Genomic DNA, 21,319 nt, shown 5'->3' on the forward strand with positions numbered 1-21,319 from the left:
CCTGCTGACGTACCGGCCTATCGTGGCCCTAGGTATGAAACGAGGGTTTGAAATGGCTGACGACTCCTGCCCTGCGCTGACACGAACGCCTGACGCATGGCGCCAGGCCCTGTCACGGTTTGTCCGGGTCATCCCGCATACCCGTGAATTGGGGCTCGAGGTGGTGGAGGCAGCGCCGCCCATGGTGCGCATGCGCCTGCCCTGGCATGACGATTTGCAGGGCGACTCCCGGCGTGGGCTGGTGCATGGCGGTGTGCTGTCGATGCTGTTGGACACGCTGTGCGGCAGTGCCGTGCTGTGTGGCCTGCCGTCGCCGGAAGTCTGTCCGACCCTGGACCTGCGCGTCGACCACTTTCGCCCGGCCATGTCTGGAAGAGACCTCTTCGGTGAGGCGCGGGTGGTGCATGTTACGGCCTCGATGGTCTTCACCGAGGGAACGCTGTGGCAGGAAGAAGGACGTCCGGTCGCCCGCGGCGTGGGTAATTTCGTGCGCTTGGGGGAGCGCAATACACCGCCCGGCTTCGCTGCGGCACTGTTCGGTGACGATGCTTCAGGGGAGAGGAAATGACCATGCAGGAACCGGCCAGCATGCAGGATTGGCTGATGGAGATGCGCCAGGCACGCAATCTCGAGGCGGTACTGGCGGATATGCCGTACGCCCGGCGTATCGGTGTCAGCGCCATCCATGATGCCCAGGGGTGGTGCTTCACCCTGGCGGCCAACGACCACAACGTCGGTAACGTCCTGCTGCAGGCCGTGCATGGTGGCGTGGTGGCGGCATTCATGGAAACCGCTGCCACCCTGGATGCCATGCTCGCCGTGAAGACGGCCCGCCTGCCCAAGATCATCGATTTCTCCATCGACTATCTGCGCCCGGCGAAGCTCAAGGCGACGCACGCTCGGTGCGAGCTGCTGCGTGAGGGCAGCCGCCTGGCCAACGTGCGCGTACGGGCCTGGCAGGAGGATGAGGCGAATCCGGTGGCCACGGCACGCATGCATTTCATGCTCGATTCTGTCTGATACGAAGGTTCGGCGTAAGCCGAGCGCTTGAAAAGTGTCCGGCAAGCCCCATATCGGAGGACATCGTCAATTCCGACACGCCATGAGGGGCTCGCCACATGACCACCGCCACCCATGAAGAAACTCTGGGTTTTCAGACCGAAGTCAAGCAACTGCTGCACCTGATGATCCACTCCCTGTATTCCAACCGGGAGATATTCCTGCGCGAGCTGATTTCCAACGCTGCCGACGCCTGCGACAAGCTGCGCTATGAAGCGCTCGATAACGATGCCCTCTACGAGGGTGACAGTGAGCTGCGGGTCGAGATCGAGCACGACGCTGAAGCCGGTACCATCACGCTGCGTGACAACGGCATCGGCATGAGCCGCGAGGAAGTCGTCAAGAATCTGGGCACCATCGCTCGCTCCGGTACCGCCGAGTTCCTCAAGCAGCTCTCCGGCGAGAAGCAGAAGGATGCCAAGCTGATCGGTCAGTTTGGTGTCGGCTTCTATTCCGGCTTCATTGTCGCCGATGAGATCACCGTACGTTCCCGCCGCGCCGGCCTGCCTGCCGATCAGGGCGTGGAGTGGCGCTCCCGGGGCGAAGGCGAATTCACCGTGGCGGACGTCGACAAGCCGCAGCGGGGAACGGAAATCGTTCTGCATCTCAAGAGTGATGCCAAGGAGTTTGCCGACGACTATCGTCTGAAGTCGCTGGTACGCAAGTACTCCGACCATATCGAAGTGCCGGTGCGCATGCCCACAACCGAAACCGCCAAGGACGATGACGGCAACGAGATCGAAGGCAGCGAAGTCGTCACCTGGGAAACCGTCAACGAAGCGCAGGCGCTGTGGGTACGTCCCAAGTCCGAGATCAGCGACGAGGAATACACGGCGTTCTACAAGCATGTGGCCCATGACTTCAGCGATCCGCTGATCTGGAGCCACAACAAGGTCGAGGGCAAGCTCGAGTACACCAGCCTGCTGTTCGTCCCCGGCCGTGCGCCGTTCGATCTGTATGAACGCGATGGCGCGCGCGGCCTGAAGCTCTACATACAGCGCGTGTTCATCATGGACGACGCCGAGCAGTTCCTGCCGCTGTATCTGCGCTTCATCAAGGGCGTGGTCGATACCAAGGATCTGTCGCTCAATGTCTCCCGCGAGCTGCTGCAGCAGGATCCGCAGGTCGACAAGATGAAGTCGGCGTTGACCAAGCGCGCCTTGGACATGCTCAAGAAGCTGGCCAAGGACGAGGAGAAGTACCAGACCTTCTGGAACACCTTCGGCAGCGTGCTGAAGGAAGGCCCGGCCGAGGACTTCGCCAACCGCGACAAGATCAGCGAGCTGCTGCGCTTCTCCACGACTCACACCGACAGTGCCGTACAGGACCAGTCGTTGGCCGATTACGTGGGACGCATGAAGGAAGGTCAGCAGAAGATCTACTATATCGTCGCCGACAGCTTCAATGCGGCGCGTCATAGCCCGCATCTGGAGATCTTCCGCAAGAAGGGCGTCGAGGTGCTGTTGCTCAGCGATCGCGTCGATGAATGGCTGATGAGCCATCTCAACGAGTTCGACGGCAAGGGCTTCGTCGACGTGGCCAAGGGCGAGCTGGACCTGGGCGACATCGAGGGCGAAGAGGAGAAGAAGGCGCAGGAGGAGACTGCCAAGGCCAAGGAGGATCTGGTCAAGCGCGTCAAGGAGGCACTGGGTGACGAGGTGCAGGAGGTCAAGGTCACGCATCGTCTGACCGATTCTCCGGCCTGTGTGGTGCTGCCCGAACATGAGATGGGCTTCCAGATGCGCCGGTTGATGGAGGCGGCGGGCCAGAAGCTGCCCGAGGTCAAGCCGATTCTCGAACTCAATCCCGAGCATGCATTGGTGGCGCGGCTCGAGACTGCCTCGGATGCTTCCTTCGCCGATCTTGCGCATATCCTGCTCGATCAGGCGATCATCGCCGAAGGTGGCCACCTCGAGGACCCGGCGGCTTACGTCAAGCGTCTCAACGGTTTACTGACCGCCTAAGCCTCTGCGGGCAGGCAAGCGCTGACCCGGCCGGCCCAAGTGGCCGGCCGTTTCGTTTGGCAGACGAATTTAATGCTTAGCGCTGACGAAGGATGCTGCTAATCTTGCCCACTCCCATCCATGGAGGGGTCGTGATGCAACGACGCTTTCTACCTGCCCGGCGATGGCGGGCACCTCTCGCCCTCGCAGTTGTCTTGAGTCTTGGTGTCAGTTTCGCCCCGTTTCCGATGACGGCTCAGGCCGAACCTTCATCCGAAACCGTACGTGACTCCAAGTTCTCTCCCGTCGATCCGCTCGAAGCGCTGCCCGACCTGCGAGAAATCTCCGCCGGCCCCCAGCGCAAGGCGGCCTTTCTCGAACTGGTCGTGCCCCTGGTCGAAACCGAAAATGCCCGAATCGCCGCTGATCGACAGTGGCTACTGGCACTGCGTGATCGCAAGGGCGCCTTGGGCGAGGCCGAGCGGACCCGCCTTGCGGATATCTGCAGCAGTTACGGTCTCGAGTGCGACGAGGGCAAGGTCAGCAAGCGGCTGCTGATGCGCGTCGACACTCTCCCTCTCGAGATGGTGGTCATCCAGGCGGTTGAAGAGTCGGGGTGGGGAACGTCGCGATTCGCCCGCGAAGGCAACAACCTGTTCGGCCTGCGCTGCTTCAGTCAGCAGTGCGGTATCGGTCAGCAAGGCTCGTCGCGTCGTTACCAGAGCTTCGCGACGGTTCAGGACAGCGTGCGGGCTTATCTGCACAATCTGAATACCCACGGGGCCTACGAGAGCATGCGCAAGCGTCGTGCCACCCTGGCCAGTAGCGGAAGCGCCGTGACCGCCGCGGCACTGATTCCGACGCTGGAGAGCTACTCCGTGCGGGATGACTACTTCGACGTGCTGCTGTCGCTGTTGCGCACCAACGGCCGCCTGATCCGCTACCATAGCAGCGAAGACAGCCCGGCCTGATACGCGCTCACGTCCATTCGTTTCGTCAGTTAAATCCATGGCGCCAGCTTGACCGGGGCGCCATGGATTTTCTCATGAGGCGACTCTTCTTGTTGAAAATAATTGCATCATTCAAGCTGAAACCTACGCTCCGACGGATCCCTCATAGGTCCTATTGAGTGGTCGAAAAATTTATGTCTTCCCGGGTATGCCGCGTAATTATTATATTGTTGCCGGATTGCCCGGGACACTTGCCAATACTCCTTTCCTCTAACATAAAGATAAGCTTATGGCTGCCATAAGCTTTTCATGTTTATGTGATTTTCAATGAATTTTCCATAGCCAACAGTAGGTTATGCTTTTTTTTCGGCTATAAGCGAAGCGTTATGGTTAATATAACATGCTGTTTATGAATGGGTTTTTATAAAACTCGTCTTGACCTTCAGACGCTTTTAGCAAAACAATGATTTCCTTTCATTCCTGTAATAGTCAATCGTGTCACTTGTAGGGTGAATCGCATGGGAGCACGGACGCGTCCTGCCAACGATCTATCAGGTCGGTCAGACCAGGTCGCCAAGTCAGATGCCGGATATAGAAATACCGCGATACCACGACTTTTTGCAGACAAGGAGCGATAGGATGCAGAAGACAACGATGTCGGCGCGAAACGTTGCGCCCTTAAGCCACATGGAGCGTTGCGAGGGGGACCTGTCGTGAGGATTGGAGCACCCAAGGAGACGGCGCGGGGTGAGGCGCGCGTCGCGCTGACCCCGGAGAGCGCCCAGCATATCCAGAAACTGGGGCATGAGTGTTTCGTGGAGACCGGCGCTGGTGAGCTGGCAGGCTTCAATGATGATGCCTATCGAGACGCAGGGGTTACCGTCGTGGATACCGCCCAGGCTCTCTGGGACGGCGTTGATATCGTCATCAAGGTTCGCGAGCCCTCCGAAGAGGAAGCCGACCGCCTGCGTAAAGATCAGACACTGATCTCGTTCTTCTGGCCGGCCCAGAACGAAGCGATGCTCGAGCGCTGCAAGGACCGGGGCGCCAGCGTGATCGCCATGGATATGGTGCCGCGAATCTCACGCGCCCAGAAGATGGATGCCCTGTCGAGTACCGCCAATATTGCCGGTTACCGCGCGGTGATCGAGGCAGGCAACCAGTTCGGGCGCTTCTTCACCGGACAGGTCACGGCGGCGGGCAAGGTGCCGCCGGCCAAGGTGCTGGTAGTCGGCGCCGGGGTGGCGGGGCTTGCGGCCATCGGTACTGCCACCAGTCTCGGGGCGGTAGTGCGGGCCTTCGACGTACGCCCCGAAGTGGCCGAGCAGATCGAGTCGATGGGCGCCGAATTTCTGTTTCTCGACTTCGAGGACAGCCAGGACGGTTCGGGCAGTGGCGGCTATGCGGCGCCTTCGAGCCCCGAGTTCCGCGAAAAGCAGTTGGCGCTGTTCCGCAGCCAGGCACCCGAGGTGGATATCGTCATCACCACCGCACTGATCCCGGGCCGGCCGGCACCCAAGCTGTGGCTCGAGGACATGGTCAAGGCCATGAAGCCCGGCTCGGTGATCGTCGATCTGGCCGCCGAAAAGGGCGGTAACTGCGATCTGACCGTACCCGATGAGCGCATCGTCACCGATAACGGCGTGATCGTCGTCGGCTATACCGATTTCCCGTCGCGGATGGCCACCCAGGCCTCGCTGCTCTACGCCACCAATATCCGTCACATGCTTACCGATCTCACGCCGGAGAAGGATGGCGTGATCAAGCACAACATGGAGGACGATGTCATCCGTGGTGCCACGGTGACTCACGAGGGCGAGATCACCTTCCCGCCGCCGCCGCCCAAGGTGAAAGCCATCGGGGCCGCCAAGCCCAAGGAGAAGCCCAAGGAACCCACGCCGGAGGAAAGGAAAGCCGCCGAGCACGCCGCCTTCATGGCCCAGACCAAGCGCCAGGTCACGCTGCTCGCCGTAGGCGGTGCGTTGATGCTGTTGCTGGGTCAGGTGGCACCGGCGTCGTTCATGCAGCACTTCATCGTCTTCGCCCTGTCCTGTTTCGTGGGCTTCCAGGTGATCTGGGGCGTGAGCCACTCGCTGCACACGCCGCTGATGGCGGTCACCAATGCCATCTCCGGCATCATCGTGCTGGGGGCGGTACTGCAGATCGGCTCTGGCAGTTGGCTGGTCGGACTGCTGGCGGGGATCTCGGTGCTGATCGCCACCATCAATATCGTGGGCGGCTTCCTGGTGACACGCCGGATGCTGGCCATGTTCCAGAAATCCTAAGCGGCGGAGACACGACATGTTGAGTCAGGGATTCGTATCTGCCGCGTCGATTGCGGCAAGTGTGCTGTTCATTCTCTCGCTGGGAGGATTGAGCAATCAGGAGAAGGCCAAGCGGGCGGTATGGTACGGCATCGTCGGCATGGCCGTAGCGGTCTTCTTCACCGCCTTCGGGCCGGGCATCGGTGGCTACTGGTGGATGATCCCGATGATGATCATCGGGGCGGCGATCGGGGCCTATCTGGCCAAGAAGGTCGACATGACCGAGATGCCGCAGCTGGTTGCAGCGCTTCACTCCTTCGTGGGGTTGGCCGCAGTGTTCGTCGGTTTCAATGCCGATCTGGAGCGGCGTCGCGTACTGGCCAGCCAGCTCTACGGCATTGCCAGCGAGCGCTTCTCCGCCTTCGCCGCCCTGGTGGCGCACAAGACACCCGCGGAGCTCACTTTCCTGCAGGTGGAAGTGGTACTGGGCGTGTTCATCGGTGCAGTGACCTTCACCGGATCGGTGGTCGCCTTCGGCAAGCTCGCCGGCAAGATCGACGGCAAGCCGCGCCAGTTGCCGGGAGGGCACATGCTCAATGCCGGAGCGGCGGTACTGGCACTGTTGCTGGCGATCGCCTACCTCAACGGTGCAGGTTTCTGGACACTCCTGCTGCTGGCGGCTCTGGCGTTCTTCATCGGCTATCACCTGATCATGGGCATCGGCGGGGCCGACATGCCGGTGGTGGTCTCGATGCTCAACAGCTACTCCGGCTGGGCGGCGGCGGCCATCGGTTTCACCCTCTCCAACGATCTGCTGATCGTGACCGGTGCCCTGGTGGGGTCCTCAGGTGCCATCCTTTCCTACATCATGTGCAAGGCGATGAACCGTAACTTCATCAACGTGATCCTGGGAGGCTTCGGCGGCAGCAAAGGGGAGGCCGCGGAGATCGAGGGCGAGCAAGTGGCCATCGACACCAGCGGTGTGGCCAACGCGCTCAACGATGCCGACAGTGTCATCATCGTGCCAGGCTACGGCATGGCGGTCGCCCAGGCGCAAAATGCGGTCAGTGAGCTCACCCGCAAGCTACGCGCCGCCGGCAAGACGGTACGTTTCGCCATCCACCCGGTGGCCGGGCGCCTGCCGGGGCACATGAACGTGCTGCTCGCGGAGGCCAAGGTGCCCTACGACATCGTGCTGGAGATGGATGAGATCAACGACGATTTCGCCGAGACCGACGTGGTGATCGTCATCGGCTCCAATGACATCGTCAACCCCGCCGCCCAGGAAGACCCCAACAGTCCCATCGCCGGCATGCCGGTACTGAAAGTCTGGGAGGCCAAGCAGGTGTTCGTCTGCAAGCGAGGGCAGGGAACCGGCTATTCAGGCATCGAGAACCCGTTGTTCTTCAAGGACAATACCCGCATGCTCTATGGCGATGCCAAATCCAGCATCGGGGCTCTGGTACCGATGATCGAGTAAAGCCACAAGGTAAGTAACGCCTGGACTGGCAGATCAGTCCAGGCGCTCCAGGCACTGTCAACGCCCCGATCCGGGGCGTTATTCGTTACAATGAACCTATCATTTTGCGTCTAGGAAGCGAGCATGACTGAGGATCGCCTGAAGGTCGCGGTACTGGGCGGAGGAAGCTTCGGCACCGCCATCGCCAGCATTGCCGCCGACAATGGAGCCCGGGTGCGTCAGTGGCTGCGTGATCCCGAGCTGGTAGCGCAGATCAACCGCGAGCATCGCAATGGCCGGTATCTGCCCGACTACGCCATCAATTCCGCGGTGGTCGCCTCGGAGGAGATGTCGGCAGCGCTCGAGGATGCGGAGCTCGTCTTCATCGCCATCCCCTCGAAGGCTTTCGCGGCGGTGGTACGTCAGGCGCGTCCTTGGCTGAATGCCCGCCAGATACTGGTCAGCACCACCAAGGGCATCCAGGCGGAAGGGTTCAAGCTGATGAGTGAGATACTCGTCGAGGAAACGGGCTTTTCGCATATCGGCGTGCTTTCCGGCCCCAACCTGGCCACCGAAATCGCTCAGAAACAACTCACTGCCACGGTGATCGCCAGCGACGATGCCTTGACCCGCGCCCGGGTCCAGACCGCGCTGGGCTGTGATTATTTTCGCGTCTATGCCAGCAATGACCGCTACGGCGTCGAACTGGGCGGCGCACTCAAGAATATCTACGCCATCGCTGCCGGCATGGCCGCGGCGCTGGGCATGGGCGAAAACACCCGCAGCATGCTGATGACCCGTGCGCTGGCCGAAATGAGTCGCTTCGCCGTGGCGCTGGGGGCCAATCCCATGACCTTCATCGGCCTGGCCGGGGTGGGAGACCTCATCGTCACATGCTCGTCGAGCCTGTCGCGCAACTACCGGGTGGGCTATGCACTCGGCGAGGGGCGGACTCTGGAAGAAGCCGTGGAGTCGCTCGGCCAGGTTGCCGAAGGGGTCAACACGGTGAGCCTGGTCTGCGAGCGGGCGCGGCGTGACGGCATCTACATGCCTCTGGCGGAGGGGCTTTACCAGGTCCTGTTCAATGGCGTGCCGGCCCGGCGCATGGCGCAGATGCTGATGCAGAACGAACAGAGCAGTGACGTGGAGTTCGTGCTGTCGCGCGAGGATGTCGTTCAGGCCCGTCGGCTCGAGCCCGGGGCGGAGAAAGACACATGATGTTACTGATCATGCGCCATGGCGAGGCGGCGCCGGGATTTCCCGATGAACAGCGCAGGCTGACCGCGCGCGGTGAAGAGGAGGCCGAGCGCATGGCACGGTGGCTGCGCTCGCGTCTCGACGATCGGGGACGACAGGCGCTGCGCATTGCCGCGAGCCCTCTCGTGCGAGCGCAGCAAACGGCGAAGCGAGTCGCCGAAGCGCTAGGCAAGGAGATCGAAACGGTATCGTGCCTGACGCCGGATGACCCTCCGGAAGCGGTAATCGACTGGCTGCAGGAGCACGGCGATGACACGCCATGGTTGCTGGTCAGTCACATGCCGCTGGTTGGCAGTCTCGTCGGCCGACTGGTGGATGGCGAACGCCGGGCCAGCCGTCCGATGGCCACGGCGACTGTCGCTCTGCTGGAAGCCGACGTGTGGGCCGCCGGCTGCGCGCAACTGATCGACTGGCGGGCTCCCGCGGACGTTTCCTGAGCCGGAAAAGCAGCATGCTGGCGCCAGTACGATACTTGAGCCATTCGCGAAGCGGTGGTCGCGAGCAGCACGAAGTGGTGAACGGGGGCTTCAGATCAAGCCGCTGACACGCAGCGCGAACACTCCCGCGGTAATGGTCACACTGGCCATCAAGGTAGTGATGGCGATGATGTTCGCCGCCAGGTTGGCGTTGCCGCCCATCGCTTTGACCATCACGAAGCTTGCCGCTGCCGTTGGGCTGGCGAAGAACAGAAACAGCAGGCCGAGCTCGGGGCCGGAGAAACCGACCAGCCAGGCCGTGGCGGTGGCGAGGATCGGTAACAGCACCATCTTCATCAGGCTGGCGTCGAAGGCGGTGGTACTGTCGTTGCGAAGGGCACCTACGGATAGCGTGCCGCCGATGCAGATCAGGGCCAGGGGCAGGGTAAGCGAGGCGAAGTAGTTGCCGCTGGTCATGACCCAGCCGGGGAGCGAGATGCCGGACCAGGCGGTCGGGATGGCCAGCAGTACGGCGATGATCAGGGGGTTGCGGATGATGTGCGTCAGGACGTTGCGCCAGTCGGCGCGCTCGCCTGGCTGATAGGTCGCCAGTACCACCACCGACAGCGCATTGTAGGAAAGAATCACCACTCCCAGCAGCAACCCGCCGGCGGAGAGCCCGTAATCGCCGTACATGCTGGCGGCCAGCGCAATGCCGACGATGCCGCAGTTGCCACGAAAGGCGCCCTGCACGTAAACCCCGCGATCGGAATGGGGCACGCGCCAACTGGCCCACAGCCAGCTAAGCAGGAATGTCGTCAGGGTAGCGACGGCAAAAAAGCCCAGCAGTTTGGGATTGAGCGTGGCGTCGAGGTCGGCACGGATGATGCTGAGAAAGATCAGGGTCGGCATGGTGGCCTTGAACACCAGGGCCGACGCCATCGAGATGAAGTGTGCATCGATCCAGCCGATACGCTTCAGACCGATGCCGATGAACACCATGGCAAATACCGGCAGAGTCACCTCAAGGGTGTGGGTGAAAACGGCGATAAGATCCATGCAGCGCCTCAGCCCCCCTGCCTGACGAGTACCAGACCCACCACGATAGCTGCGGCAACGATGAGCCAGAACAACCGGTTTCTCAGACGGGTATCGCGAGTGGGACGAGGCTTGGGCACGACGGTTTCCTTGATCCTGGATAAAGAGAATGCCGCAGGACGCCGGCACGGGCAGAGGGACACAACGAATGTCCACTCCCGAGCGGCCATCGCAGGCTTTGGCAGACAGGCGTTTCATGGTAAACCCGTTAGTCTGCTACGCCTAGCGGTGCAGCCAAGCGCATCATTGGCTCGAACGCTCTGCCAGGCGACCCGCCCACAATAATACGGAGTTTCCCATGACCGATCCCGAAACGCTGACGCTGGCCGAAGGCCGGATCGCGGCCCTGAGCTGGGGCGATACCGACGCCCCCGTGTGGCTGGCGCTGCATGGCTGGCTCGACAATGCCGCCAGCTTCAGCCGCCTGGCACCGCTGCTCGCGGAGCAGTTGGGCCTTCGCATCGTGGCCATCGATTTCGCCGGTCACGGCCTGTCGCAGCCGCGTCCTGCGGGGGGCGATTATGCCATGTGGGACTATGTGGGCGACGTGATCGATGTACTCGATGCGTTGGCGCTGGACAGGGCTACGCTACTGGCTCACTCCATGGGCGCGGGAGTGGCCTGCCTCACGGCTGCGACCCTGCCGGAGCGCGTCGAGCGCCTGGTGTTGATCGATGGGCTGGGGGCGTTGACCACCCCCGTCGAGGATACGGTCAAGCAGCTTCGCAAGGGATTGCTGGATCACCGCCGCCCGGCATCCGGCGTGCCGCGCTATCCGGACCTGGAGACGGCGATTGCGGCCCGCGTTGCCGGCGGCGTGACCCCGATCGATGCCGCCACCGCGGCACCGCTGGTGGCACGCAACGTAGAAGACGACGGCACGGGGCATGTACGGTTGCGTACCGATACGCGACTACTGCGACCGTCGCTGGTGCGATTCACACCGGAGCAGGTGCTGGTCATCCTCAAGGCGATCGAGGCGCCGGTGCTATTGATCGAGGGTGAAGAAGGGATCATGGTTAAGCGTGACTTTGCATCACAGGCTCGTGGCGCAGTGCGGTGCTTGTGCCGCGAGGTACTGCCGGGTGGTCATCATCTGCATCTCGAAACCGGTGCGGTGTCGCGCGTGGCGCAGACCATCGTCGGGCACGTACATCGGCCGTCGAAGGCCGGTTAGAGACGCCAGGCATGCCGGAAGCGCAATGACGACAGAGGTCGGAGGGAGGCGATGAACAAGCGTATCGCACTGGTGCTGGGAAGCGGCGGTGCGCGCGGCTATGCACATATTGGAGTCATCGACGAGGTCACGGCGCGCGGTTATGACATCGTGGCGATCTCGGGATGTTCGATGGGAGCGGTGATCGGCGGCATATACGCGGCGGGGCAGCTCGAGGGCTATCGCGACTGGGTATGCCGGCTCGACTACTTCGATGTGCTGCGCCTGGTCGACGTGACCTGGAGTCCGATGGGGGCGATGCGGGCCAGCAAGGTGATGAGCAAACTTTCGGGGCTGATCGGCGAGACACGTATCGAGGAGTTGCCGATTCCCTTCACGACCGTGGCCACCGACCTGGTGCGTCAGCGTGAGGTCTGGTTTCAGAGCGGCCCTTTGTTGCAGGCCATTCGCGCTTCCATCGCCGTGCCCGGGCTCATTACGCCGGTCCATCTGGGGGAGCAGGTGCTGGTGGATGGCGGATTGCTCAATCCCCTGCCGATCATCCCGACCGTGTCGGCGCATGCCGATCTGATCCTTGCGGTCAACGCCACGGCCCAGTCCTCACGCCCCGTGTCGCTCGAGGAGTTGCTTCCTCCCGAAGAGGCGGCGGCAGAGGAAGCCCGGGAACAGGCCCGCGCGGCGGCCGGCCAGCGCTTCAGTGGCTGGCTGGGCGGTATGCGTCAGCGCGCCCTGCGCATGCTCGATGTGGGGACTGCTGACATGGGAGGGGAGAGCGATGAGGTGGAAGGGCGTCCCCACGCAGCCAGTGAACGGGCCTGGGGACGACTGGACATGGTGCTGTCTTCCTTCGACATTGCCCAGGCGGCCCTGGCCAAGTACAAGGTGGCGGGGTATCCGCCGGATGTACTGGTCGAGATCCCCAAGACGGTATGCAACGCCTACGAGTTCCACCGTGCCGAGGCCCTGATCAGACTCGGGCGTCATTTGGCGGCACAGGCCATCGATCGCTACGAGGGCAAGCGTGAGACGTCCCGTGTCGGCGAGCGTGCCGCGTCCGCCGAGCGGCCGGTTTCGCCCCATCTCCCGCCGGCGAGGAAGTGACCGGAAAGGTGACTACATGTCCCGGCGTGTGCGCAGCAGAACGTAGACGGCACCCGTGCCGCCATCCAGATCCAGAGCCGAACAGAAGGCCAGCACCGCCGGCCATTCCCGCAGCCAGGCGTTGACATGGCTCTTGATGACCGGGTAGTCGGTCATGCCGCTGCTGATGTTGGTGCGCGCCTTGCCGTGCACCACGAGCACACAACGTGCACGCTGCGCTCGCGCATCGGTGAGAAAGCTCTCCAGTTCGGCGCGGGCCTCGTCGACGGTGTAGCCGTGCAGGTCCAGTCCCGCCTCCCAAGGGATCTGGCCGCGCTTGAGCTGGCTGCGGGTGCGGTGGGGCAGGTCGGGCAGGGCGAAGTCGAGGCTCTGGCTGGGACGTATCGGCTCTACCCGACCGTCCGAAGTGCGGCTGGTCGGGGCATCCGCCGCGGCACTGGCGGCAGCGGCACGCCGTTCGGCCAGACTGGCCTTGTCCTGGTGACGCCTGCGGCCGGGGTCGGCGCGGTTGCTGGTCAGACGACGCACTCCGGCTTCCTCCAGCGCCTGGCGAAACAGCGAGATCTCCTCGTCGTCGGGCGTACCGGGGCGTCGGCTCATGGGCATTCCTGTTGTCGGCGTCGAGAGTGGAGAGGAATGTTCCAGTATACTGGCTTGCCGACGGCTGTGAACCGGCGCCGGGCACGGTTACAATCGGCGGCTGTTTTCCTTTCCATCCTTCTATTATGGGGCGTCACGTGTCTGACTCCGGACTGTCTGCTGTTTCGACCCTTGCGCTTGACGATGGTGCCTTGGCCGAGGAGCTGATCACCCTGCGCGATTGCCTGCGTTGGGCGAGCAGCGAGTTTCATGCCCATCGCCTGCATTTCGGCCATGGTACCGCCAGTGCCTGGGACGAGGCGGTGGCGCTGGTGCTGGGGGCGTTGCACCTGCCATGGGACATCGACCCTGCAGTGCTGGATGCACGGCTGCTGCTCGTCGAGCGCAAGCGTGTCGTGGCACTGATTCGTGCGCGTATCGAAACCCGCACGCCGTTGCCCTACCTGCTCGGCGAGGCCTTCTTTGCCGGCTACCCCTTCGAGGTGGATGAGCGTGTGCTGATTCCGCGCTCCCCCATCGCCGAACTGGTCGAGCACGGCTTCGTGGCCTGGTTCCCCAATGAGCCTCCCGCTCGGGTGCTGGATCTGTGTACCGGTTCGGGCTGCATGGGGATCGCCACGGCGCTCAACCTGCCCACCGCCGAGGTCGATCTGGTCGATATCAGCGAAGATGCCCTGGCCGTGGCCAAGGCCAACATCGTCCGTCACGACGTCGGCACGCGGGTGCGCGCCGTGCACTCCGACCTGTTCGATGCCGTGGCGGGACAGCAGTATGACCTGATCATCTCCAATCCTCCCTACGTCGACGAGCGCGATCTGGCGGCGATGCCCGCCGAGTTTCGCCACGAGCCCGCCCTGGCGCTGGGCGCGGGCAAGGACGGCCTGGATATCGTGCGACGCATCCTGCGCGAGGCGCGCCAGTACCTGACCAAGGAGGGCGTGCTGATCGTCGAGGTCGGCAATTCCGAACGTCACCTGGAGGCGGCCTTCCCCAAGGTGCCGTTCCTGTGGCTGGAGTTCGAGCGGGGCGGGCAGGGCGTCTTCGCCTTGACCGCCCGTGAGCTTGACGAGCATGCGGCGTCTTTCGCCTGAGGATTCGAGGAATACGCAATGTCCGGCAACACCTTCGGTAAGCTGTTTACCGTTACCACCTTCGGTGAAAGTCACGGGCCCGCACTGGGCGCCATCGTCGATGGTTGCCCACCGGGACTGGCATTGAGCGAAGCCGACCTGCAGGGCGATCTCGACCGTCGTCGTCCGGGGACCTCGCGCCACACCACCCAGCGTCGCGAAGCCGATCAGGTGCGCATCCTCTCCGGCGTCTTCGAGGGCGTGACCACCGGCACGCCGATCGGTCTGCTGATCGAAAACACCGACCAGCGCTCCAAGGATTACTCGAAGATCAAGGATCAGTTCCGCCCGGCCCATGCGGACTATACCTACCATCATAAGTACGGCACCCGCGACTATCGCGGCGGCGGGCGCTCCAGTGCCCGCGAGACGGCGATGCGCGTGGCGGCCGGGGCGATCGCCAAGAAGTACCTGGCCGGACAAGGCATCCGCATTCGCGGTTACATGAGCCAGTTGGGTTCGCTCGAGATCGCCTTCAAGTCCTGGGACAGCGTCGACGAGAATGCCTTCTTCTGCCCCGATCCCGAGCGGGTACCCGAGCTCGAGGCATTCATGGATCAGCTGCGTCGCGATCAGGACTCCGTGGGGGCGCGCATCACCGTGGTTGCCGAAGGCGTACCGACGGGGCTGGGCGAACCGGTCTTCGATCGCCTCGACGCCGAGCTGGCGCATGGGCTGATGAGCATCAATGCGGTGAAGGGCGTGGAAATCGGTGACGGTTTCGCCAGCATCGCCCAGCGCGGCAGCGAACACCGCGACGAGATGACGCCCGAAGGCTTTCTCTCCAACCATGCCGGCGGCGTGCTGGGTGGCATCTCCTCGGGGCAGCCGATCGTCGCGCACCTGGCGCTCAAGCCCACCTCCAGCATTACCCTGCCGGGGCGTTCCATCGACGTGCACGGCAATCCGGTCGAGGTGGTCACCAAAGGACGTCATGACCCCTGCGTGGGGATTCGCGCCACGCCCATCGCCGAGGCGATGATGGCGCTGACGCTGATGGATCATCTGCTGCGTCACCGCGCCCAGAACATGGACGTGAGTGTCGCGACTCCCCGCCTGCGCTGATCTGCCGCTTCTCGCCGCCACCGAACGTGGGGGCGGGAGGCGGCCTGCCGGCTATCTGTCGGCTCTTGCCGCTTCCAACAGTTCCAGCATGGCATGCGCCGCGTTCGACAGCGTGCGGCTCTTGTGCACCAGATAGCCCAGCGGACGCTCGATGGGAAGGTGCGCGATGGGCAGCACCTCGATGTCGTCGTCGATCAACGTTTCCGGCAGTACGCTCCAGCCCAGCCCGATGGCGACCATCATTTTCAGAGTCTCGAGGTAGTTGGTCGATAGGGCCACGTTGACCTTGAGCCCTTCGCGCACGAAGGTGTCGACCACGATGCCGCGCGTGAAGGTCAGATGCCCGGGCAGTACCGCGTCATACCGGGACAGTTCCGATAACGGTAGTCGCTCGCGGCCGGCCAGCGGATGCTCATGGCCGCATACGAAGCGCAACTGGTCGACCCACACCGGTACCACCGTCAATTGCGGGGCGGGATCGGGAGCGAGCGTGACCACGGCCAGCTCCAGTTCGCCGTCGAGCACTCCCTGGTAGGCCTGCTCCGAATCCAGAAAGCGCATGTCCATCCTCACGCCCGGGTAGGTCTGGGTGTAGCGCTTGAGTATGGGTGGCAGGCGGTGCAGGCCGACATGATGGCTGGTGGCCATGGTCAGGCTGCCCTGAACTTCGCCATCCAGATTGGAGAGCGCGCGTCGACTGTCATCGAACATTACCAGGATCTGACGGGCCCGGGGCAGCAGGATCCGGCCCGCCTCGGTCAGGGTCACGCGACGATTGATGCGATCGAACAGTCGGGCATCGATCTGGGCTTCCAGTGTGGCGATACGCTTGCTGACCGCCGGCTGAGTGAGATGCAGCAGTTCGCCGGCAGCCGAGAAGGAGCCGGTATCCGCCACGGCGAGAAAGGCCTGCAGGCTTTGCGTATCCATGTCGGTTCCCACAATATCGAGTATGCGATTCTAATTTATTCCTTTTTGGAATCCAAAGCATAAATAACATGAATTGCCTTTATGGAAAGTTCTCCGTAGTCTCGGTATTGCCGAAGTGCAAATATCCTATCGGCACCCTTTATCACGAGACGCCACGAGAGCGTCACTAACGCGCCAGCGGGCGCCGGGGCCGGCGCCCCGTGGGAGGAGATCCATGGCAGGCCAGACACTCTACGACAAGTTGTGGTCACAGCACTTGGTCAAGTCGCGCGACGATGGCACCGCGCTGATCTATATCGATCGCCAGCTGCTGCACGAGGTCACGTCGCCGCAGGCCTTCGAAGGCCTGCGCCTGGCGAACCGCAAACCGTGGCGTCTGGATGCCAACCTGGCAACACCCGACCACAACGTGCCAACCACGATCAAGGAGCGCGCTGCGGGCAATGCCGGTATCGTCGATCCGGTCTCGCTGATCCAGGTGCAGACGCTCGATGACAATTGCGAAGCCTTTGGTATCGAGGAGTTTCGTATCAACGATGCGCGTCAGGGCATCGTGCATGTCGTCGGCCCCGAGCAGGGCGCGACCCTGCCGGGCATGACCGTGGTATGCGGCGATTCGCATACTGCGACCCATGGCGCCTTCGCCGCGCTGGCCCACGGCATCGGCACTTCCGAGGTCGAGCATGTTCTCGCTACCCAGTGCCTGATTCAGCGCAAGATGAAGAACATGCAGGTGCGCGTCGAGGGCAAGCTGGGCGCCGGCGTGACGGCCAAGGACATCGTGCTTGCCGTGATCGGCAGGATCGGTACCGCCGGCGGCACCGGCTATGCCATCGAGTTCGCCGGCAGCGCGATTCGCGACCTTTCCATGGAAGGGCGCATGACCATCTGCAACATGGCCATCGAGGCAGGTGCCCGTGTAGGCCTGGTGGCGGTCGACGCTACTACCATCGAGTACCTGCGCGATCGTCCCTATGCGCCGAATGCCGAGCAGTGGGATGCCGCCGTGGCCCGCTGGCGCGAGCTGGTCTCCGATGACGACGCGCCGTTCGACAAGGTGGTCGAACTCGATGCCGCTGCGATCGAGCCGCAGGTCAGCTGGGGGACCAGCCCGGAGATGGTCGCCGGAATCAATGACATGGTACCGGATCCTCAGGAAGCCGCCGACGACACCGTCCGGCGCGGCATTGTTCGGGCCCTGGAATATATGGGACTGGCGCCGAAGCAGAAGATCACCGACATCCGCCTCGACAAGGTGTTCATCGGCTCCTGCACCAATTCGCGCATCGAGGATCTGCGCGAGGCGGCCAGGGTCGCCCAGGGCAAGAAGGTCGCCGACAGCATCAAGCTGGCGATGGTCGTGCCCGGCTCGGGACTGGTCAAGCGTCAGGCCGAAGCCGAGGGGCTGGACAGGATCTTCGTCGAGGCCGGTTTCGAATGGCGCGAGCCGGGCTGCTCCATGTGCCTGGCGATGAATGCCGACAAGCTCGGCGCCGGCGAGCACTGCGCCTCGACCTCGAACCGCAACTTCGAGGGACGCCAGGGTTACGGCGGGCGTACCCATCTGGTGAGTCCCGCCATGGCTGCGGCAGCCGCCATCGCCGGGCATTTCGTCGACGTGCGTGACTTCGTCAACCAGCCCCAGCCGCAGGAGGCCTGAGCATGGAAAAGTTCGTTCGCAAGCAGGGGCTCGTCGCACCGCTCGATCGCGCCAATGTCGATACCGACCTGATCATTCCCAAGCAGTTTCTGAAATCGATCAAGCGTACCGGCTTCGGCCCCAACCTGTTCGACGAATTGCGCTATCTCGATGAAGGGTATCCGGGGCAGGACGTGGCGGGGCGGCCGCTGAATCCCGATTTCGTCCTCAACCAGCCGCGCTATCAGGGGGCCAGCGTGCTGCTGGCACGACGCAACTTCGGCTGCGGCAGCTCCCGTGAACACGCACCCTGGGCATTGGAGGATTACGGCTTTCGCGTGGTCATCGCGCCGAGTTTCGCCGATATCTTCTATAACAATGCCTTCAAGAACGGCATCCTGCTGATCACCTTCGACGAGGATACGGTCGACCGGCTGTTCCAAGAAGTCGAGGCTAGCGAGGGCTATCGCCTGGACGTCGATCTCGAGGCGCAGACCGTGACCACACCCGGTGGCGAGGTGCTGAACTTCGAGGTGGACGAATTCCGCAAGCACTGTCTGCTCAATGGGCTCGATGATATCGGTCTGACGCTGCAGGACGAGGCGGCGATTCGCAGCTTCGAGCAGCGTCATCGCCAGACCAACCCCTGGTTGTTCCGGGGCTGAGCGCACAATAACAACGCTGGACACGCATGACAGGGATGCCAACGCGCAAGGAAGCGCCTCATTCATGGATACGTGGCTCCTTTCGGTGGAGACGCGTCAGCTTTAGAGACACACGACATGAGCCGTAAGATTCTTGTTCTGCCGGGCGACGGTATCGGTCCGGAAATCACCGCCGAAGCCGTCAAGATCCTCGCCGCTTGCCGCGAGGCGGGCCTCGACATCACCCTGGAGGAGGGAGCGGTCGGCGGCGCGGCCATCGATGCGCATGGCGAGCCGCTGCCGGCCGAGACGCTGGACAAGGCCCGATCGGCCGATGCCATTCTGCTCGGCGCGGTAGGCGGCCCGCAGTGGGACAAGCTCGAGGACATTTCCAGGCGTCCCGAGAAGGGGCTGCTGGGGCTGCGCAAGAATCTCAACCTGTTCGGCAACTTGCGTCCGGCGATCCTCTATCCGCAGCTCGCCGAGGCGTCGAGCCTCAAGCCCGAGATCGTCTCGGGCCTGGACATCATGATCGTGCGCGAGTTGACCGGCGGCATCTATTTCGGCCAGCCGCGCGGTATCGAGGAGCGCGGCGGGCAGCGCGTGGGCTTCAACACCTACGTCTACTCCGAGGCGGAGATCGAGCGCATCGGCCGCGTTGCCTTCGAGATGGCGCAGAAACGCGGCAAGAAGTTGTGCTCGGTGGACAAGGCCAACGTGCTCGAGGTCACCATTCTCTGGCGCGAGGTGATGGAACGGCTGGCGGCGGACTATCCCGACGTCGAGCTGTCGCACATGTACGTCGACAATGCCGCCATGCAACTGGTGCGTGCGCCCAAGCAGTTCGACGTGATCGTCACCGGCAACATGTTCGGCGACATCCTCTCCGACGAAGCCGCCATGCTCACCGGCTCGATCGGCATGCTGCCCTCGGCTTCGCTCAACGAGAGCGGTCAGGGCATGTACGAGCCGTGTCACGGCAGTGCCCCGGACATCGCCGGGCAGGGTATTGCCAACCCGCTGGCGACTATTCTCTCCGTGGCGATGCTGCTGCGTTACTCCCTGGATGCCCCGGCGCTTGCCGAGCGCATCGAAAAAGCGGTCGGCACAGTGCTCGACGAAGGCCTGCGCACCGCGGACATCGCCTATCCCGGCACACGGAAGGTATCGACAAGCGAAATGGGCGAGGCCGTACTGGCCGCCTTTCGTAGACTCTAAATCCTATGAGGTCCGTGGCACCCGCGGGCCCGCGCTCCCCTGAGGGCGCACATACTCAGAATCCCAGGAGGATATGACTCATGTTGAAAGTCGGATTTGTCGGTTGGCGTGGCATGGTGGGCTCGGTGCTCATGGATCGTATGCGCGAGGAAAATGACTTCGCGGGGCTTGAGCCGGTGTTCTTCACCACTTCTCAGGTCGGCCAGCCCGGGCCCGACGTGGGTGTCGACGTGCCTGACCTGAAGGATGCCTTCGATATCGATGCGCTCAAGGCGCTCGACGTCATCGTGACCTGTCAGGGCGGCGACTATACCGGGAAGGTCTACAAGCCGTTGCGCGAGGCGGGCTGGAACGGCTATTGGATCGATGCCGCCAGCACGCTGCGCATGGCGGACGAGGCGACCATCGTCCTCGACCCAGTCAACCGCCATGTCATCGATGCTCAACTGGCCAAGGGGGCGAAGACCTTCGTCGGTGGCAACTGCACCGTCAGCCTGATGCTGATGGGGCTGGGGGGGCTGTTCGAGGCCGGCATGATCGAGTGGATGACCTCGATGACCTACCAGGCCGCCTCCGGCGCCGGGGCCCAGAACATGCGCGAACTGCTCAATCAGATGGGAGCGTTGCGTGACGGGGTCGTCAGTGAACTGCTCGATCCGAAGAGCGCCATTCTCGAGATCGACCGCAAGGTCTCCACCGCCATGCGCGGCGCCGACTTCCCCATCGACCAGTTCGGCGCGCCGCTGGCGGGCGGGCTGCTGCCCTGGATCGACAAGGCGATGGACAACGGCCAGAGCAAGGAGGAGTGGAAGGCTGGCGTCGAGACCAACAAGATCCTTGCCACCGGCGACCATCCGGTACCCATCGATGGGCTCTGTGTGCGTATCGGCGCGATGCGTTCGCATTCCCAGGCGTTCACCATCAAGCTCAAGCAGGACGTGCCGCTCGACGAGATAGAGGACCGTATCGCCAAGCACAACGATTGGGTCAAGGTCGTGCCCAACGACAAGGAGTCCACGATCCAGCAACTGACGCCGGCGGCCGTCACCGGAACGCTGGGCGTGCCGGTGGGGCGTCTACGCAAGCTGGCCATGGGCGGTGAATACCTGACCGCCTTCTCGGTAGGCGACCAGCTGCTCTGGGGGGCCGCCGAGCCGCTCAAGCGTATGCTGACGATTCTGCGTGAGCAGTGATGCATGGCTCCATGCGGTTCGCAACGCCTCCTTCGGGAGGCGTTTTCATGTCAATTCCACGAATAAGCATGTGATTAGCCGTGTGCGTTTGATGACGATCGTCCTCCTGAAAGGGTATGGTAGAGATAGAATGAAACATATTGTTACCTGATGTCGCGCGCTGGCGTTCTGAGCTG

Annotated in this window: 19 protein-coding genes; 16 read left to right on the plus strand and 3 right to left on the minus strand. The window is 62.9% G+C overall.

Translation table 11 applies throughout. The features are described 5' to 3' along the window. Positions 1 to 52 precede the first annotated feature (52 nt). The 8 genes from ACYQ12_RS07400 (at position 53) to sixA (ending at position 9,369) form a co-directional block, all read left to right on the plus strand. Positions 53 to 568: a PaaI family thioesterase gene (locus ACYQ12_RS07400; RefSeq protein WP_459869625.1), complete on the plus strand. Its 516-nt coding sequence runs from the start codon at positions 53 to 55 to the stop codon at positions 566 to 568. Next, entirely contained in the window at positions 565 to 1,020 is a 456-nt protein-coding gene (locus ACYQ12_RS07405) for a PaaI family thioesterase (RefSeq protein WP_459869628.1), read from the plus strand. Before ACYQ12_RS07400 ends, ACYQ12_RS07405 begins: the two co-directional genes overlap by 4 nt. Before the next feature lie 98 nt (positions 1,021 to 1,118). Next, positions 1,119 to 3,023: a molecular chaperone HtpG gene (htpG, locus tag ACYQ12_RS07410; protein ID WP_459869630.1), complete on the plus strand. Its 1,905-nt coding sequence runs from the start codon at positions 1,119 to 1,121 to the stop codon at positions 3,021 to 3,023. A 194-nt stretch (positions 3,024 to 3,217) separates the two neighbouring features. Further along, positions 3,218 to 3,973, plus strand: coding sequence for a protein bax (locus ACYQ12_RS07415; RefSeq protein WP_459869633.1), 756 nt, complete (start codon positions 3,218 to 3,220; stop codon positions 3,971 to 3,973). Positions 3,974 to 4,665: 692 nt separating this feature from the next. Beyond that, positions 4,666 to 6,237 (plus strand): Re/Si-specific NAD(P)(+) transhydrogenase subunit alpha, encoded by a 1,572-nt coding sequence (locus tag ACYQ12_RS07420; protein ID WP_459869636.1) that lies wholly within the window; start codon positions 4,666 to 4,668, stop codon positions 6,235 to 6,237. Between the two features lie 16 nt (positions 6,238 to 6,253). Further along, the gene (locus ACYQ12_RS07425) at positions 6,254 to 7,696 is read left to right on the plus strand and encodes an NAD(P)(+) transhydrogenase (Re/Si-specific) subunit beta (RefSeq protein WP_459869639.1); all 1,443 of its coding nucleotides are present in this window, start codon (positions 6,254 to 6,256) and stop codon (positions 7,694 to 7,696) included. A gap of 123 nt (positions 7,697 to 7,819) precedes the next feature. Beyond that, a complete protein-coding gene (locus ACYQ12_RS07430; protein WP_459869642.1) occupies positions 7,820 to 8,893 on the plus strand; it encodes an NAD(P)H-dependent glycerol-3-phosphate dehydrogenase in 1,074 nt (357 codons plus the stop codon). Next, a complete protein-coding gene (gene sixA, locus ACYQ12_RS07435) occupies positions 8,890 to 9,369 on the plus strand; it encodes a phosphohistidine phosphatase SixA (protein ID WP_459869645.1) in 480 nt (159 codons plus the stop codon). The genes ACYQ12_RS07430 and sixA overlap by 4 nt, the downstream gene beginning before the upstream one ends. 90 nt (positions 9,370 to 9,459) lie before the next feature. Here sixA and ACYQ12_RS07440 read toward each other — a convergent pair whose 3' ends face one another. Continuing rightward, positions 9,460 to 10,407: an AEC family transporter gene (locus ACYQ12_RS07440; protein WP_459869648.1), complete on the minus strand. Its 948-nt coding sequence runs from the start codon at positions 10,405 to 10,407 to the stop codon at positions 9,460 to 9,462. A 337-nt stretch (positions 10,408 to 10,744) separates the two neighbouring features. Here ACYQ12_RS07440 and ACYQ12_RS07445 point away from each other — a divergent pair, with 337 nt between their 5' ends. Both ACYQ12_RS07445 and ACYQ12_RS07450 read left to right on the plus strand, forming a co-directional pair. Continuing rightward, positions 10,745 to 11,623 carry an alpha/beta fold hydrolase gene (locus tag ACYQ12_RS07445; RefSeq protein WP_459869650.1) on the plus strand — a complete coding sequence of 293 codons (879 nt, stop codon included), beginning with the start codon at positions 10,745 to 10,747 and terminating at the stop codon, positions 11,621 to 11,623. A gap of 51 nt (positions 11,624 to 11,674) precedes the next feature. After that, entirely contained in the window at positions 11,675 to 12,724 is a 1,050-nt protein-coding gene (locus ACYQ12_RS07450; protein ID WP_459869652.1) for a patatin-like phospholipase family protein, read from the plus strand. Between the two features lie 12 nt (positions 12,725 to 12,736). Here ACYQ12_RS07450 and ACYQ12_RS07455 read toward each other — a convergent pair whose 3' ends face one another. Continuing rightward, on the minus strand, positions 12,737 to 13,324 hold the full coding sequence (locus ACYQ12_RS07455; protein ID WP_459869654.1) for a Smr/MutS family protein: 588 nt from the start codon (positions 13,322 to 13,324) through the stop codon (positions 12,737 to 12,739). Positions 13,325 to 13,461: 137 nt separating this feature from the next. Between ACYQ12_RS07455 and prmB the strand changes: the two genes are divergently transcribed. Then, positions 13,462 to 14,415, plus strand: coding sequence for a 50S ribosomal protein L3 N(5)-glutamine methyltransferase (gene prmB / locus ACYQ12_RS07460; protein WP_459869657.1), 954 nt, complete (start codon positions 13,462 to 13,464; stop codon positions 14,413 to 14,415). An 18-nt stretch (positions 14,416 to 14,433) separates the two neighbouring features. Next, a complete protein-coding gene (gene aroC, locus ACYQ12_RS07465) occupies positions 14,434 to 15,519 on the plus strand; it encodes a chorismate synthase (protein ID WP_459869660.1) in 1,086 nt (361 codons plus the stop codon). A gap of 51 nt (positions 15,520 to 15,570) precedes the next feature. On the opposite strand, the gene ACYQ12_RS07470 is transcribed toward aroC, so the two are convergent. Next, positions 15,571 to 16,449, minus strand: coding sequence for a LysR family transcriptional regulator (locus ACYQ12_RS07470; protein WP_459869662.1), 879 nt, complete (start codon positions 16,447 to 16,449; stop codon positions 15,571 to 15,573). A 214-nt stretch (positions 16,450 to 16,663) separates the two neighbouring features. Here ACYQ12_RS07470 and leuC point away from each other — a divergent pair, with 214 nt between their 5' ends. The 4 genes from leuC (at position 16,664) to asd (ending at position 21,143) form a co-directional block, all read left to right on the plus strand. Beyond that, entirely contained in the window at positions 16,664 to 18,109 is a 1,446-nt protein-coding gene (gene leuC / locus ACYQ12_RS07475; protein ID WP_459869670.1) for a 3-isopropylmalate dehydratase large subunit, read from the plus strand. Positions 18,110 to 18,111: 2 nt separating this feature from the next. Beyond that, positions 18,112 to 18,753, plus strand: a complete 642-nt coding sequence (leuD, locus tag ACYQ12_RS07480) for a 3-isopropylmalate dehydratase small subunit (RefSeq protein ID WP_459869675.1) — start codon at positions 18,112 to 18,114, stop codon at positions 18,751 to 18,753. Between the two features lie 117 nt (positions 18,754 to 18,870). Next, the gene (gene leuB / locus ACYQ12_RS07485) at positions 18,871 to 19,950 is read left to right on the plus strand and encodes a 3-isopropylmalate dehydrogenase (protein ID WP_459869677.1); all 1,080 of its coding nucleotides are present in this window, start codon (positions 18,871 to 18,873) and stop codon (positions 19,948 to 19,950) included. Positions 19,951 to 20,030: 80 nt separating this feature from the next. Continuing rightward, a complete protein-coding gene (asd, locus tag ACYQ12_RS07490) occupies positions 20,031 to 21,143 on the plus strand; it encodes an aspartate-semialdehyde dehydrogenase (protein WP_459869680.1) in 1,113 nt (370 codons plus the stop codon). Positions 21,144 to 21,319 lie beyond the last annotated feature (176 nt).

It is taken from the genome of Halomonas shantousis (assembly GCF_054654615.1).